This is a genomic window from Saccharopolyspora sp. ASAGF58 (assembly GCF_012277335.1).
GTDB lineage: Bacteria > Actinomycetota > Actinomycetes > Mycobacteriales > Pseudonocardiaceae > Saccharopolyspora > Saccharopolyspora hattusasensis.
In genome coordinates this window covers 1,915,676-1,928,531 of sequence record NZ_CP040605.1, presented here as the reverse complement: position 1 = coordinate 1,928,531, position 12,856 = coordinate 1,915,676, and the positions used below count along the sequence as shown (strand labels likewise).

Genomic DNA, 12,856 nt, shown 5'->3' with positions numbered 1-12,856 from the left:
ACGTGCTCGTCCCACGCAGGGTGAAGTGGCGTAAGAGCCACGCGCCGAAGCGTACGGGCTTCGCCAAGGGTGGCACCCGGATCAACTTCGGCGAGTACGGCATTCAGGCGATCGAGCACGGCTACGTGACCAACCGGCAGATCGAGTCGGCCCGTATCGCGATCACCCGGCACGTCAAGCGTGGCGGCAAGGTGTGGATCAACATCTTCCCGGACCGCCCGCTGACCAAGAAGCCGGCCGAAACCCGTCAGGGTTCCGGTAAGGGTTCGCCGGAGTCCTGGGTCGCCAACGTCAAGCCCGGACGGATCATGTTCGAGCTGACCTTCCCGAACGAGAAGACGGCGATCGAGGCGCTGACCCGTGCGGCGCACAAGCTCCCGATGAAGTGCAAGATCGTGTCCCGCGAGGGTGGTGACTTCTGATGGCAGCGGGTGTCACCGCATCCGAGCTCCGCGAACTCAACGAGGAGGAGCTCGCCCAGCGGCTGAAGGAGGCGAAGGAGGAGCTGTTCAACCTCCGCTTCCAGATGGCCACGGGTCAGCTGCAGAACAACCGGCGGCTGCGCGTCGTCCGCCAGGACATCGCCCGGATCTACACCATCATGCGCGAGCGCGAATTGGGCCTGACGGTTTCCCCCGAAGGCGCTGAGGAGGGCGCGGCATGAGTGAGAAAGGACAGGGCGTGGAGCGCAACCGTCGCAAGATGCGCGAGGGCTACGTCGTCTCGGACAAGATGGACAAGACGATCGTGGTCGCCCTCGAAGACCGCAAGAAGCACGCCCTCTACGGCAAGGTCATGCGGCAGACCAGCAAGGTCAAGGTGCACGACGAGGCCAACACGGCCGGTGTCGGCGACCGCGTGCTGCTGATGGAGACCCGACCGCTGTCGGCCACCAAGCGCTGGCGGCTCGTCGAGGTCGTCGAGAAGGCCAAGTAAAACTGAACGGTTGCGGCTGGCTGACCGCTGCGGGACATCGATGCCCGGGCAATGCCGGGAATTCTCCCAGCGGTCGGCCGGTTCGCGTGCCGGAAGTTGACCGCGCGCGTCAGGTCGGAAATTTGGCGCGCCAGAGTGTGCTCGGGCCAGGTCCGAGTACTTAGGGTCAGGAGTCAGACGTGATCCAGCAGGAGTCGCGACTGCGTGTCGCCGACAACACCGGGGCCAAGGAGATCCTCACGATCCGTGTCCTCGGTGGGTCGGGTCGGCGGTACGCGGGCCTCGGGGACATCATCGTGGCGACCGTCAAGGAAGCCATCCCCGGTGCCGGAGTCAAGAAGGGCGATGTGGTCAAGGCCGTCATCGTCCGCCAGAAGAAGGAAAAGCGTCGCGCGGATGGTTCCTACATCCGGTTCGACGAGAACGCCGCGGTGCTGGTCAAGCCCGGTGGCGAGCCCCGGGGTACCCGTATCTTCGGGCCGGTCGCCCGCGAGCTGCGCGACAAGAAGTTCATGAAGATCATCTCGCTCGCGCCGGAGGTTTTGTGATGAAAATCAAGAAAGGCGACACGGTCGTCGTCATCTCCGGCAAGGACAAGGGCGCCAAGGGCAAGGTCATCAAGGCCATGCCGCAGGAGCAGCGCGTGCTGGTCGAGGGTGTCAACCGGATCAAGAAGCACACCAAGGTCTCCCGGACCGAGCGTGGCGCGCAGTCCGGCGGCATCGTCACCCAGGAAGCGTCGATCCACGTGAGCAACGTGATGGTCGTGGACTCCGATGGCAAGCCCGCCCGGGTCGGCTACCGCATCGGTGAGGACGGCAAGAAGGTTCGCATCTCTCGTCGTAACGGTAAGGACATCTGATCATGACCACCTTGGAAAAAGGCGCTGAGAAGATTGTCCCGCGGCTGAAGACCCGTTACCGCGAGGAGATCCGCCAGGCGCTCAACGAGGAGTTCAACTACTCCAACGTGATGCAGACGCCCGGCGTGGTCAAGGTCGTGGTCAACATGGGTGTTGGCGACGCCGCTCGGGACAGCAAGCTGATCGAGGGTGCGGTCCGCGACCTGTCGATCATCACCGGTCAGAAGCCGGAGATCCGCAAGGCCCGCAAGTCCATCGCGCAGTTCAAGCTCCGCGAGGGCATGCCGATCGGTGCGCGGGTCACCCTGCGCGGCGACCGGATGTGGGAGTTCCTGGACCGCCTGGTCACCATCGCGCTGCCGCGAATCCGCGACTTCCGCGGGTTGTCGCCGAAGCAGTTCGACGGCAAGGGCAACTACACGTTCGGCCTCAACGAGCAGTCGATGTTCCACGAGATCAACCCGGACAACATCGACCGCCCGCGTGGCATGGACATCACCGTCGTTACCACGGCCACCAACAATGAGGAAGGCCGGGCGCTGCTGAAGCACCTGGGCTTCCCGTTCAAGGAGAACTGAGCGATGGCCAAGAAGGCGCTGGTTATCAAGGCGGCGCGCAAGCCGAAGTTCAACGTCCGCGGCTACACCCGCTGCCAGCGCTGCGGTCGGCCGCGTGCGGTGTTCCGCAAGTTCGGGCTATGCCGGGTGTGCTTCCGCGAGATGGCGCACGCGGGCGAACTGCCCGGCGTGAGCAAGTCTTCCTGGTGACTGCCCGCCTGCTGCGGGGATGCCGGCTCCCGGTACCCTCAGCAGGCCTACCAGGGCTGATGCCCACGCTCCGCGGCGAACGCCGTGCTTGCACGTGAAATGACAAGGGACCCGGCTGCTCGGCCGGGAAACCCCGAACTTCGTCCAGGCCAGGGCCCAGACGGCCACCCGGATCACGGGTGGTGCGCGGTCGGGGCCCATCGGAACCAGACGAGAAAGGTTGAGCAGGTCATGACGATGACCGATCCGATCGCAGACATGCTGACGCGTCTGCGCAACGGAAACTCGGCATACCACGACGAGGTCGTGATGCCGCACTCCAAGCTGAAGGCGAACATCGCCGAGATCCTCAAGCGGGAGGGCTACGTGTCCGGCTCCCGCGTCGAAGAGGGCGAGAACTGCAAGCAGCTCGTCGTCGAGCTCAAGTACGGCCCGAACCGCGAGCGGAGCATTGCGGGCCTGCGCCGGGTCTCGAAGCCCGGCCTGCGGGTCTACGCCAAGTCCACCAACCTTCCCAAGGTGCTGGGTGGCCTGGGCGTCGCGATCATCTCGACCTCCGGCGGTCTGCTGACCGACCGGCAGGCCATGAAGAAGGGCGTGGGCGGGGAAGTCCTCGCCTACGTCTGGTAAGGGAGGAGGAGCGGCAATGTCGCGCATTGGAAAACTGCCGATCACCGTCCCCTCCGGCGTCGAGGTGACCATCGACGGCCCGGCGGTGAACGTGAAGGGCCCCAAGGGCAGCCTGCAGCACCAGGTCGCCGAGCCGATCGTCGTCGAGCGGGACGAGGACGGTTCGATCCTGGTGAAGCGCCCCAACGACGAGCGGGAAAGCCGTTCGCTGCACGGGCTCACCCGGACGCTGGTCAACAACATGGTGATCGGTGTCAGCCAGGGTTACCAGAAGAACCTGGAGATCCACGGCGTCGGTTACCGCGTGCTGCAGAAGGGGTCGAACCTGGAGTTCTCCCTCGGCTACAGCCACCCCATCGTGATCGAACCGCCGGAAGGCATCCAGTTCGTCGTAGATGGTCCGACCAAGCTGTCGGTCAAGGGCATCGACAAGCAGCTGGTCGGCGAGATCGCGGCCAGGATTCGCAAGCTGCGCAAGCCCGACCCGTACAAGGGCAAGGGTGTCCGCTACGCAGGTGAGATCATCCGCCGCAAGGTCGGGAAGACGGGTAAGTGACCATGAGCGAGACGACAGCTACCAAGCGTAAGCCGGTGGGCAAGGACCTCTCGACCAAGCGTCGGCTTGCCCGTGCCAAGCGGCACACGCGCATCCGCAAGAAGATCGTTGGCACCGCCGAGCGTCCGCGTCTGGTCGTGACCCGGTCGCTGCGCAACATCGTCGCGCAGGTCATCGACGACACCAAGGGCCACACCCTGGTCTCGGCTTCCAGCCTGGAAACCGATGTCCGGGCCGTCGAGGGCGACAAGAAGGCCAAGGCCACCAAGGTCGGCGAGCTCGTTGCGGCCCGTGCCAAGGACGCCGGCATCGACAAGGTCGTGTTCGACCGCGGCGGTAACGCCTACCACGGTCGGGTGGCCGCGCTGGCCGACGCCGCCCGTGACGGCGGACTGGAGTTCTGACAAGTGGGTAAGAACGAGAACGGAAGGGACGCCTGATGCCTGGACGCACTCGGCGTGAGGGCGGGGAGTCCGGCGGCAAGGACCGCCGGGACCGCCGCGACGGCGGCCGTGGCGGGGCGGCCCAAGAGAAGACCCCGCAGTTCGAACGCGTCGTGACCATCAACCGCGTCGCGAAGGTCGTCAAGGGTGGCCGGCGGTTCAGCTTCACCGCGCTGGTCGTCGTCGGCGACGGGGACGGCATGGTCGGTGTCGGTTACGGCAAGGCCAAGGAAGTTCCGGCGGCGATCGCCAAGGGCGTCGAGGAGGCGAAGAAGAACTTCTTCCGCGTCCCGCGCCTGGGCGGCACCATCACCCACCCGGTGCAGGGCGAGGACGCCGCGGGCGTCGTGCTGCTGCGTCCGGCCAGCGCCGGTACCGGTGTCATCGCCGGTGGCCCGGTTCGCGCGGTGCTGGAGTGCGCCGGTGTCCACGACGTGCTGAGCAAGTCGCTGGGCAGCGACAACCCGATCAACATCGTGCACGCCACGGTCGCCGCGCTGAAGCTGCTGCAGCGTCCGGAGGAGGTCGCGGCTCGTCGCGGCCTGCCCTTGGAGGACGTCGCCCCGGCGTTCATCCTGCGTGCCCGTGCGGCGCAGCAGGGGGCCTGATCGACATGGCACAGCTGAAGATCACCCAGGTTCGCGGGCTGGTCGGCACCAAGCAGAACCAGCGCGACAGCATGCGCTCCCTCGGGCTGCGCAAGATCCGTCAGTCCGTGGTGCGTCCGGATGACTCCAACGTGCGCGGCATGATCAACGCCGTCCGTCACCTGGTGACGGTCGAGGAGGTCGACTGACATGGTCATCAAACTGCACGACTTGCGTCCCGCCCCCGGTGCGAAGCGCGACAAGGTCCGCGTCGGCCGTGGTGAGGGCTCCAAGGGCAAGACCGCCGGTCGCGGTACCAAGGGCACCAAGGCCCGCAAGAACGTCTCCCCCCGCTTCGAGGGCGGGCAGATGCCGATCCACATGCGGCTCCCGAAGCTGAAGGGCTTCAAGAACCGCTTCCGCACCGAGTACCAGGGTGTGAACATCGGTCGGCTGGCCCAGGCGTTCCCGGAGGGCGGCACCGTCGGCATCGACGAGCTGGTCGCCAAGGGCCTGGTCAAGAAGAACGAGCTGGCCAAGATCCTCGGCGACGGGGATCTGGAGGGCATCAAGCTGGAGGTGACCGCGCACGCGTTCACTGGCAGCGCCCAGGAGAAGATCACCGCTGCGGGTGGTTCGGTCACCAAACTGGACCGCTGACAACGGTTTTCCAACCGAGGGCCGGGCGACGGGAAGTCGCCCGGCCCTCGGCCTTTTCCCGATCAGGTGAAGACTGGAGGGCGCCTTCGACCGGTGCAGTCGGTCGAAGGCGCCCTCCATCCGCAACCCGATCGTTTCGGTGTACCCGGGAATTGGTGGTTCCCGGTCGGCCGCGTGATCGAATTGCCTTGGGGGACAATCTATTTCGTTTTGTCCTGGGGGCAGAGTATTTCGGTGTTCACGTTTTTCGGGGGACCTGTGAAAAATCTTGTTCGCCGATGGCGGACACTGTGATCGGCTGTGCGGCTTCGGTCGCCGTCCGTGGCTTCGTTCAGGCCTGCTAGAGTCGCCCCGGCAGTGCCGTAATGAACGGGTGCTGCGGAAATTGCCGCATTTTTCCCGGCCGGTTCCGACCGGCTCGCGTACAGGAGGTTCGCGTGCTCGGCGCCTTCCGCTCGGCTCTGGCGACGCCGGACCTGCGCCGCAAGATCCTGTTCACCCTGGGCATGGTCGTGCTCTACCGGCTCGGCGCCACGATCCCCTCTCCCGGGGTCTCGTACCCGAACATCCAGAAGTGCATCGAGCAGATCCAGGGCAGCGGTTCGCAGAGCGTGTACTCGCTGCTCAACCTCTTCAGCGGCGGTGCGCTGCTGCAGCTGTCGGTGTTGTCGCTGGGCATCATGCCCTACATCACCGCGAGCATCATCATCCAGCTGCTGCAGGTGGTCATCCCGCGCTTCGAGCAGCTGAAGAAGGAAGGCCAGTCCGGCCAGGCGAAGCTGACCCAGTACACCCGGTACCTGACCATCGCGCTGGCGATCCTGCAGGGCACCGGCATCGTGGCGCTCGCGGTCCGCGGCCAGCTCTTCCAGGGCTGCTCCGTGTCGGTCATCCCGGACGACTCGGTGCTGAACCTGATCACCATCGTCGTCGTGATGACCGCCGGTGCCGCGGTGCTGATGTGGATGGGCGAGCTGATCACCGAGCGCGGCATCGGTAACGGCATGTCGCTGCTGATCTTCGTCTCGATCGCCTCGCGGATCCCGGCCGAGGGTGGCGCGATCCTCACCTCGCACGGCGGGCTGGTCTTCGCCGTGGTGTGCGCCTTCGCCATCGTGATCATCGCGACCGTGGTCTTCATCGAGCAGGCGCAGCGCCGGATCCCGGTGCAATACGCCAAGCGCATGATCGGCCGCCGGATGTACGGCGGGACCTCCACCTACCTGCCGCTGAAGGTGAACCAGGCAGGTGTCATCCCGGTCATCTTCGGTTCCTCGCTGCTGTACCTGCCGCAGCTGCTCGGCCAGCTGGCCGGCAACCAGGACACCTGGTGGGCGCGGTTCATCCAGACCTACATCGTGTCGCCGTCCAGCTGGGTGCACATCCTGCTGTACATGTCGTTGATCATCTTCTTCGCGTACTTCTACGTGTCGATCACGTTCAACCCGGAAGAACGCGCCGACGACATGAAGAAGTTCGGCGGGTTCATCCCGGGCATCCGGCCCGGTCGGCCGACCGCGGAGTACCTGAACTTCGTGCTCTCCCGGATCACCCTGCCCGGCTCGTTGTACCTGGGCATCATCGCGATCCTGCCGAACTTCTTCCTCGGCATCACCGGCGGTCAGGGCCAGAACCAGAACTTCCCGTTCGGCGGCACCGCGGTGCTGATCATGGTCAACGTCGGCCTGGACACCGTGAAGCAAATCGAGAGCCAGCTCACGCAACGCAGGTACGAGGGTTTCCTCCGGTAAACTGGACGGTCCGGGCGCGCGGTGGCGCATGCCCGGAGACCGCCGTTGCGGGTGGGCCGGCTTGGTGCGCGTGGCCCATGCGTAGGGTTGGAGCGAGGCTGCCCGGATGCAGGCAGGGCGCCCGTGCAGCTCGTCAGCAGTTGGCGCGTGATCGGATTGATTCGGAGGCAGACCCTTGGTGCGATTGGTTCTCGTCGGCCCGCCCGGTGCGGGCAAGGGCACCCAGGCGGCCGTGCTCAGCGAGCAGCTGGACGTCCCGCACATCTCCACCGGAGATCTGTTCCGCGCGAACATCGGCAACTCCACCCCGCTCGGCCAGAAGGCCAAGAGCTACATGGATGCCGGCGAGCTGGTCCCCGACGAGGTCACCAACGAGATGGTGCGCGACCGCCTCTCCGACGAGGACGCCGCCAAGGGCTTCCTGCTGGACGGCTACCCCCGCAACACGGCGCAGGCCGGGGTGCTCCGCGAGATGCTGAGCGAGCACGGCGCGGAGCTGACTGCGGTGCTGCAGTTCGACGTGCCGGAGGAAGAGCTGGTCAAGCGGATGCTCGCCCGGGGGCGCTCGGACGACACCGAGGACGTCATCCGCCGTCGGCTGGCGGTGTACCGTTCGGAGACCGAGCCGCTGCTGCAGTACTACCGGGACCGGATCGTCAAGATCGACGCCGTCGGCTCGATCGAGGAGATCACCGCCCGAGCGCTGGAAGCGCTGCGCAACCGGGAGTGAGCCGGTCGGCCGGTCATCGGGGTGACCGGCGGGGAACGCAGTCCGAGAAAGAATCCTGAAGGTGAGTGCCTTGTTGCGTCGGGGGAAGGGCATCGAGCTCAAGTCGCGGGGCGAGATCGAGGCGATGCGCGCCGCCGGTCTGGTCGTGGCCCGCGCGCTGGCTGCGGTGACCGAGCACGCGAAGCCGGGGGCGAGCACCGGCGAGCTGGACGCGGTCGCGGAACAGGTGATCCGGGACGCCGGCGCGGTGCCCTCCTTCAAGGGCTACCACGGTTTCCCGGCGTCGATCTGCGCTTCGTTGAACGAGAAGGTGGTGCACGGGATCCCGGCCCGCACCGAGGTCCTAGCCGAGGGCGACCTGCTGTCGGTGGACTGCGGCGCGATCCTGGAGGGCTGGCATGGCGACTCCGCCGTGACGTTGGCGATCGGCGAGGTGAGCGCGAAGGACCGCGGCCTGTCGGCGGCGACCGAGGCCAGCATGTGGGCGGGCATCGAGCAGGTCCGGGCCGGGAACCGGCTGACCGACATCTCGCACGCGGTGGAGACCGCGGCGCGCTCGGCCGCGCAGGCCGATGGCGTGGAGTACGGGATTATCGCGGAGTACGGCGGTCACGGCATCGGCACCCAGATGCACATGGAGCCGTTCCTGCCGAACCTCGGCAAGCCGGGGAAGGGCCCGCGGCTGCGGGTCGGCATGGCGATCGCGGTGGAGCCGATGCTGACGCTCGGTTCGGCTGAGACCGCGGAACTCGACGACGCCTGGACGGTGGTGACGGAGGACGGCTCCCGCGCCGCGCACTGGGAGCACACGGTCGCGATCACCGAAGACGGCCCCTGGGTCCTCACCGCCGCCGCGGACTGACCAGTCCCCGACGCAATTTCAATGGAAATCGAAGGTCTGATTTCAATGGAACTTGCGGATCTGCGGCGTGTCGGGTCACGACACGCCGCAGGATGCGGACGACTTGTTCGATTTCCATTGAAATCGAAGGTCCGATTTCAATGGAAATTGCGCCGGGTGGAGTCACTTGGGGCGGCGGCAGGCGTAGATGCGGGCTGGGGGGACGTTGCGCCAGATCGCGGTCCGCGGGAGCACTTCCTCGAAGGTGTCGTGTAGCGCCTTGACGAACTGCCGGGTGGGCGGTCGCCACAGCGTGGTCAGGTACGTGACCGTGGTGAACACCCCATTCGGCGCCATCACCGACGTAGCCTGCAGGAGCAGCTCGCGCTGCTTGTCCGGCGGCAGCAGGGTCCACGGGATGCTGCTGATCACGGCGTCGACCTGGTCGACCCCGGCGTCGTCCAGCAGTTTGCGCAGGTGGGTGGCGTCGCCCTCGATGACTTCCAGCCAGGGCTTGGTGCTGCGCAGGTAGCGCACCATCTCCGGATCGATCTCCACGGCCAGGTGCCGCGCGCCCTCGGACAGCCGGCGCTGGATCGGGCCGCTGAGCGCGCCGGTGCCCGGGCCGAGCTCCAGCACGGTCGGGGTGCCGTAGCTGGGCACCACGGTGGCCACCGCGGCCGCGACGTGCCGGGAGGTCGGCAGCACGGCACCCACCCTCGACGGTCGGCGGGCCGCGCGGTTGAGGAACGTCCAGTACTCGCGCAGCTTCTTTCGCTTGCTCACGACCACTCCTGCCAAATCGGCGAACGCGGCGACGGTAGCTGGTGCTTCGATCGCAGCGTGCAGCGGATCTGTGCAGGTCGCAGCACGTGGCGATGCGTCTTCATGAGTTTGCGGCGTGTCCACCCGGACTGGTGCGCTGTTGGTCATGCGTCAAGCCTGGTGCGCGGGTGACGGAGCGTGATTCGGGGTTCACCCGGGCAGTGCCCCGAGTTTCATCCCTTCGATCCCCAGTTTCACCCCTCCGGGTTGCGCGGCCTACCGCAGCGGGCGGCGGCAGATGTAGTGCAGGACCGGCGGGAGGTTGCGCCACGTGGTGTGGGTGAGGACCTCGTCGAACGTCTGCCCCAGCCGGGTGCGGAAGCGGCGGCCGCCCGGCGTCTGGTCGGCGGGCAGGTAGGTCAGCGCGGTGAACGCACCCTGCGGGGCGAGCGCCTCGGCGGCCTGCCGCAGGATGTGGTGCTGCGCGTCGGCCGCCAGCAGCGACCACGGGATGCTGCTGATGACCGCGTCCGCTCGGTCGATGTTGTGTTTGTCCAGCAGCGTGAGCAGGTCGCCCGCGTCGCCGTGCACGATCTCCATCCAAGGCTTGTGGGTGCGCAGGTGCTCGACCATGGCCTCGCCGAGCTCGATGCCGATGTGCCGGGAGCCCTCGGGCAGCCTGCGGTGGATGCCGTTGCTCAACGAACCCGTGCCGGGGCCGAGCTCGACCACCACCGGGGCGCCGGTCGTCGGCACCACCTGGGCCACCGTGGCGGCTACCGTGGCGGAGGTCGGGGTCGCCGCGCCGACCATCTTCGGATTGCGCACCGCGGTCCGGAAGAAGGTCCGGTACTCCTCCAGCTTGCTCGCCGTGTGCTGCCCGACGCTGCCGAACTTGCGGAGCTGCGGCGCTGCGCTCCAGCCACGTTGCTCCTGCTGAGGTGTCACACTTCTCCTCGGTTGTCCCACGGTCCGGGCCCTCGACCCCGATGTCGAGCGTGTGATCGAAAGTAGTGAGATCCGAAGCGACCGCGCAAGCCGCCGCGAGGCGCGGTCGGGTACCGTCATGAGCGTCACCCCCAAGTTGCACAGCGTGTCCACAGCGCCGTTGAGCTGCCCCGATGTGGAGCGCCCAAACGACGCCGCGTACAGTGGAACATCGGCGCACTCGTAGCGCCGGTTCGTTGTGCCTGGTAACCCGCTCCATGTTCCCGGATCGGGTCGTTATCGGTGTTCCGGACCGGGCTGCGGTGTGCCCGTCGCTGGTGCCGGGGCCTCCGGTGCAAGCGGCGGGACTTAGGTCCGCAAACCGTCACCGTCACGAAACGCGGAGGACATGGGCAAGAAAGACGGGGCCATTGAGGTCGAGGGTCGGGTGATCGAACCGCTCCCCAACGCGATGTTCCGTGTCGAGTTGGAGAACGGCCACAAGGTCCTCGCACACATCAGTGGCAAGATGCGTCAGCACTACATCCGCATCCTGCCTGAGGACCGGGTCGTGGTGGAGCTCTCGCCGTACGACCTTTCCCGTGGGCGCATCGTCTACCGCTACAAGTGACCTCCACGGTGTCCGGGCGACCGGACACGCGTCCGAGCAGGAGAGCACGACCGTGAAGGTCCAGCCGAGTGTGAAGCGAATCTGCGACAAGTGCCAGGTCATCCGCCGTCACGGGCGGGTGCTGGTGATCTGCGACAACGCCCGTCACAAGCAGCGTCAGGGCTGAGCGCAGCACAGCGTCGCAAGGATTGAGAAGGAACTCCCTCGACCTGTCGGCCCTAACGCGGGCCGACTGACCCCCGGACCAGGCCGGGGCTCCGCATCAGTTGCGGGGGCGGCGAGGGAGCAGACCTGGATCAACGAAGGAGAACCGGCCAGATGGCACGGGTCGTCGGCGTCGATCTCCCGCGCGAAAAGCGCATGGAGATCGCGCTCACCTACATCTACGGGATCGGCAAGACCCGGTCGAAGGAGATCCTCTCCGCGACCGGAATCTCGCCCGACGCCCGGCCGCGCGACCTCGATGACGAGCAGCTCACCAAGCTGCGCGACTTCATCGAGAGCAGCTACCGGGTCGAGGGTGACCTCCGCCGCGAGGTCCAGGCCGACATCCGCCGGAAGATCGAGATCGGCTGCTACGCGGGGCTTCGGCACCGCCGGCACCTGCCGGTTCACGGGCAGCGGACGAAGACCAACGCCCGTACCCGCAAGGGGCCGAAGAAGACGGTCGCCGGCAAGAAGAAGGCCGGGAAGAAGTAAGCCTCGCTAGGAGTCAGCTAAAGCCATGCCACCCAAGTCTCGCGCTGGTGCCGTCAAGAAGGTGCGGCGCAAGGAAAAGAAGAACGTCGCTCACGGCCAGGCGCACATCAAGAGCACGTTCAACAACACCATCGTTTCGATCACCGACCCGACCGGTGCGGTGATCGCCTGGGCCTCGGCCGGCCACGTCGGGTTCAAGGGCTCCCGTAAGTCCACCCCGTTCGCCGCGCAGATGGCCGCCGAGAACGCGGCCCGCAAGGCCGCCGAACACGGCATGAAGAAGGTCGACGTCTTCGTCAAGGGTCCGGGTTCGGGCCGGGAGACGGCGATCCGTTCGCTGCAGGCCGCCGGTCTCGAGGTCGGCACCATTCAGGACGTGACCCCGCAGCCGCACAACGGCTGCCGGCCGCCGAAGCGGCGTCGGGTCTGAGGCGCGGGAAGGAGTAGACAGAGATGGCACGTTATACCGGTCCCGCGACCCGCAAGTCCCGCCGTCTGAAGGTTGACCTCGTCGGTGGTGACCAGGCGTTCGAGCGCCGTCCGTACCCCCCGGGGCAGCACGGCCGCGCGCGCATCAAGGAAACCGAGTACCTGCTGCAGCTCCAGGAGAAGCAGAAGGCGAAGTTCACCTACGGTGTGCTGGAGCGCCAGTTCCGCTCGTACTACGAGGACGCCAACCGGCGCCCGGGCAAGACGGGTGACAATCTCCTGCAGCTGCTGGAGTCCCGGCTGGACAACGTCGTTTACCGCGCCGGCCTGGCCCGGACCCGCCGGATGGCGCGGCAGCTGGTCAGCCACGGCCACTTCACGGTCAACGGCAAGAAGGTGAACGTCCCCAGCTTCCAGGTTTCGAAGTGGGACATCATCGACGTCAAGCCGAAGTCGGTGCCCACCACGCCGTTCATCATCGCCAAGGAAACCCTCGGCGATCGGCCGGTGCCGGCCTGGTTGCAGGTTGTGCCCTCGAACCTGCGGATCCTGGTGCACCAGCGCCCGGAGCGCGCGCAGATCGACACTCCGGTCACCGAGCAGCTCATCGTCGAGCTCTACTCGAAGTGACGCGTCCCGCCG

General features: G+C 66.6%; 23 protein-coding genes. 21 read left to right on the top strand and 2 right to left on the bottom strand.

The features are described 5' to 3' along the window. Nucleotides 1-2 precede the first annotated feature (2 nt). The 16 genes from rplP to map all read left to right on the top strand — a co-directional run bounded on the left by rplP (nucleotide 3) and on the right by map (nucleotide 8,784). A complete protein-coding gene (rplP, locus tag FDZ84_RS08925) occupies nucleotides 3-422 on the top strand; it encodes a 50S ribosomal protein L16 (protein WP_010315411.1) in 420 nt (139 codons plus the stop codon). Next, on the top strand, nucleotides 422-664 hold the full coding sequence (rpmC, locus tag FDZ84_RS08920; RefSeq protein ID WP_168585501.1) for a 50S ribosomal protein L29: 243 nt from the start codon (nucleotides 422-424) through the stop codon (nucleotides 662-664). Before rplP ends, rpmC begins: the two co-directional genes overlap by 1 nt. Next, nucleotides 661-936 (top strand): 30S ribosomal protein S17, encoded by a 276-nt coding sequence (rpsQ, locus tag FDZ84_RS08915; RefSeq protein WP_168585500.1) that lies wholly within the window; start codon nucleotides 661-663, stop codon nucleotides 934-936. Before rpmC ends, rpsQ begins: the two co-directional genes overlap by 4 nt. 179 nt (nucleotides 937-1,115) lie before the next feature. Continuing rightward, nucleotides 1,116-1,484: a 50S ribosomal protein L14 gene (rplN, locus tag FDZ84_RS08910; RefSeq protein WP_010315405.1), complete on the top strand. Its 369-nt coding sequence runs from the start codon at nucleotides 1,116-1,118 to the stop codon at nucleotides 1,482-1,484. Then, a complete protein-coding gene (gene rplX, locus FDZ84_RS08905) occupies nucleotides 1,484-1,798 on the top strand; it encodes a 50S ribosomal protein L24 (protein ID WP_168585499.1) in 315 nt (104 codons plus the stop codon). The genes rplN and rplX overlap by 1 nt, the downstream gene beginning before the upstream one ends. 2 nt (nucleotides 1,799-1,800) lie before the next feature. After that, nucleotides 1,801-2,376 (top strand): 50S ribosomal protein L5, encoded by a 576-nt coding sequence (gene rplE / locus FDZ84_RS08900; RefSeq protein WP_168585498.1) that lies wholly within the window; start codon nucleotides 1,801-1,803, stop codon nucleotides 2,374-2,376. Between the two features lie 3 nt (nucleotides 2,377-2,379). Then, on the top strand, nucleotides 2,380-2,565 hold the full coding sequence (locus FDZ84_RS08895) for a type Z 30S ribosomal protein S14 (RefSeq protein ID WP_010315398.1): 186 nt from the start codon (nucleotides 2,380-2,382) through the stop codon (nucleotides 2,563-2,565). A gap of 231 nt (nucleotides 2,566-2,796) precedes the next feature. Beyond that, nucleotides 2,797-3,195 (top strand): 30S ribosomal protein S8, encoded by a 399-nt coding sequence (gene rpsH, locus FDZ84_RS08890; RefSeq protein WP_010315396.1) that lies wholly within the window; start codon nucleotides 2,797-2,799, stop codon nucleotides 3,193-3,195. 16 nt (nucleotides 3,196-3,211) lie between these two features. After that, the gene (rplF, locus tag FDZ84_RS08885; RefSeq protein WP_168585497.1) at nucleotides 3,212-3,751 is read left to right on the top strand and encodes a 50S ribosomal protein L6; all 540 of its coding nucleotides are present in this window, start codon (nucleotides 3,212-3,214) and stop codon (nucleotides 3,749-3,751) included. A 2-nt stretch (nucleotides 3,752-3,753) separates the two neighbouring features. After that, the gene (gene rplR / locus FDZ84_RS08880) at nucleotides 3,754-4,155 is read left to right on the top strand and encodes a 50S ribosomal protein L18 (RefSeq protein WP_168585496.1); all 402 of its coding nucleotides are present in this window, start codon (nucleotides 3,754-3,756) and stop codon (nucleotides 4,153-4,155) included. A 35-nt stretch (nucleotides 4,156-4,190) separates the two neighbouring features. Further along, entirely contained in the window at nucleotides 4,191-4,802 is a 612-nt protein-coding gene (gene rpsE, locus FDZ84_RS08875) for a 30S ribosomal protein S5 (RefSeq protein WP_168585495.1), read from the top strand. Between the two features lie 5 nt (nucleotides 4,803-4,807). Next, complete coding sequence (gene rpmD / locus FDZ84_RS08870) at nucleotides 4,808-4,990, top strand: 50S ribosomal protein L30 (protein ID WP_168585494.1); 183 nt, start codon at nucleotides 4,808-4,810, stop codon at nucleotides 4,988-4,990. A 1-nt stretch (nucleotide 4,991) separates the two neighbouring features. Beyond that, the gene (gene rplO / locus FDZ84_RS08865) at nucleotides 4,992-5,441 is read left to right on the top strand and encodes a 50S ribosomal protein L15 (protein ID WP_168585493.1); all 450 of its coding nucleotides are present in this window, start codon (nucleotides 4,992-4,994) and stop codon (nucleotides 5,439-5,441) included. A gap of 437 nt (nucleotides 5,442-5,878) precedes the next feature. Continuing rightward, entirely contained in the window at nucleotides 5,879-7,192 is a 1,314-nt protein-coding gene (gene secY, locus FDZ84_RS08860; protein WP_168585492.1) for a preprotein translocase subunit SecY, read from the top strand. A gap of 175 nt (nucleotides 7,193-7,367) precedes the next feature. Beyond that, a complete protein-coding gene (locus tag FDZ84_RS08855; RefSeq protein ID WP_168585491.1) occupies nucleotides 7,368-7,922 on the top strand; it encodes an adenylate kinase in 555 nt (184 codons plus the stop codon). Nucleotides 7,923-7,992: 70 nt separating this feature from the next. Then, nucleotides 7,993-8,784: a type I methionyl aminopeptidase gene (map, locus tag FDZ84_RS08850; RefSeq protein WP_168589915.1), complete on the top strand. Its 792-nt coding sequence runs from the start codon at nucleotides 7,993-7,995 to the stop codon at nucleotides 8,782-8,784. Between the two features lie 162 nt (nucleotides 8,785-8,946). Here the strand turns inward: map and FDZ84_RS08845 are convergent, their stop codons facing one another. Continuing rightward, entirely contained in the window at nucleotides 8,947-9,549 is a 603-nt protein-coding gene (locus FDZ84_RS08845) for a class I SAM-dependent methyltransferase (RefSeq protein WP_168585490.1), read from the bottom strand. 255 nt (nucleotides 9,550-9,804) lie between these two features. Next, on the bottom strand, nucleotides 9,805-10,476 hold the full coding sequence (locus tag FDZ84_RS08840; RefSeq protein WP_210435489.1) for a class I SAM-dependent methyltransferase: 672 nt from the start codon (nucleotides 10,474-10,476) through the stop codon (nucleotides 9,805-9,807). A gap of 388 nt (nucleotides 10,477-10,864) precedes the next feature. Here FDZ84_RS08840 and infA point away from each other — a divergent pair, with 388 nt between their 5' ends. The 5 genes from infA to rpsD all read left to right on the top strand — a co-directional run bounded on the left by infA (nucleotide 10,865) and on the right by rpsD (nucleotide 12,844). Next, complete coding sequence (gene infA, locus FDZ84_RS08835) at nucleotides 10,865-11,086, top strand: translation initiation factor IF-1 (RefSeq protein ID WP_009948665.1); 222 nt, start codon at nucleotides 10,865-10,867, stop codon at nucleotides 11,084-11,086. A gap of 52 nt (nucleotides 11,087-11,138) precedes the next feature. Then, a complete protein-coding gene (rpmJ, locus tag FDZ84_RS08830) occupies nucleotides 11,139-11,252 on the top strand; it encodes a 50S ribosomal protein L36 (RefSeq protein WP_010315372.1) in 114 nt (37 codons plus the stop codon). Between the two features lie 152 nt (nucleotides 11,253-11,404). Further along, nucleotides 11,405-11,785 (top strand): 30S ribosomal protein S13, encoded by a 381-nt coding sequence (gene rpsM, locus FDZ84_RS08825; protein WP_010315370.1) that lies wholly within the window; start codon nucleotides 11,405-11,407, stop codon nucleotides 11,783-11,785. A 25-nt stretch (nucleotides 11,786-11,810) separates the two neighbouring features. Beyond that, nucleotides 11,811-12,215 (top strand): 30S ribosomal protein S11, encoded by a 405-nt coding sequence (gene rpsK / locus FDZ84_RS08820; RefSeq protein ID WP_132493023.1) that lies wholly within the window; start codon nucleotides 11,811-11,813, stop codon nucleotides 12,213-12,215. Nucleotides 12,216-12,238: 23 nt separating this feature from the next. Beyond that, the gene (gene rpsD, locus FDZ84_RS08815) at nucleotides 12,239-12,844 is read left to right on the top strand and encodes a 30S ribosomal protein S4 (RefSeq protein ID WP_168585489.1); all 606 of its coding nucleotides are present in this window, start codon (nucleotides 12,239-12,241) and stop codon (nucleotides 12,842-12,844) included. The last annotated feature ends 12 nt before the right edge of the window (nucleotides 12,845-12,856 follow it).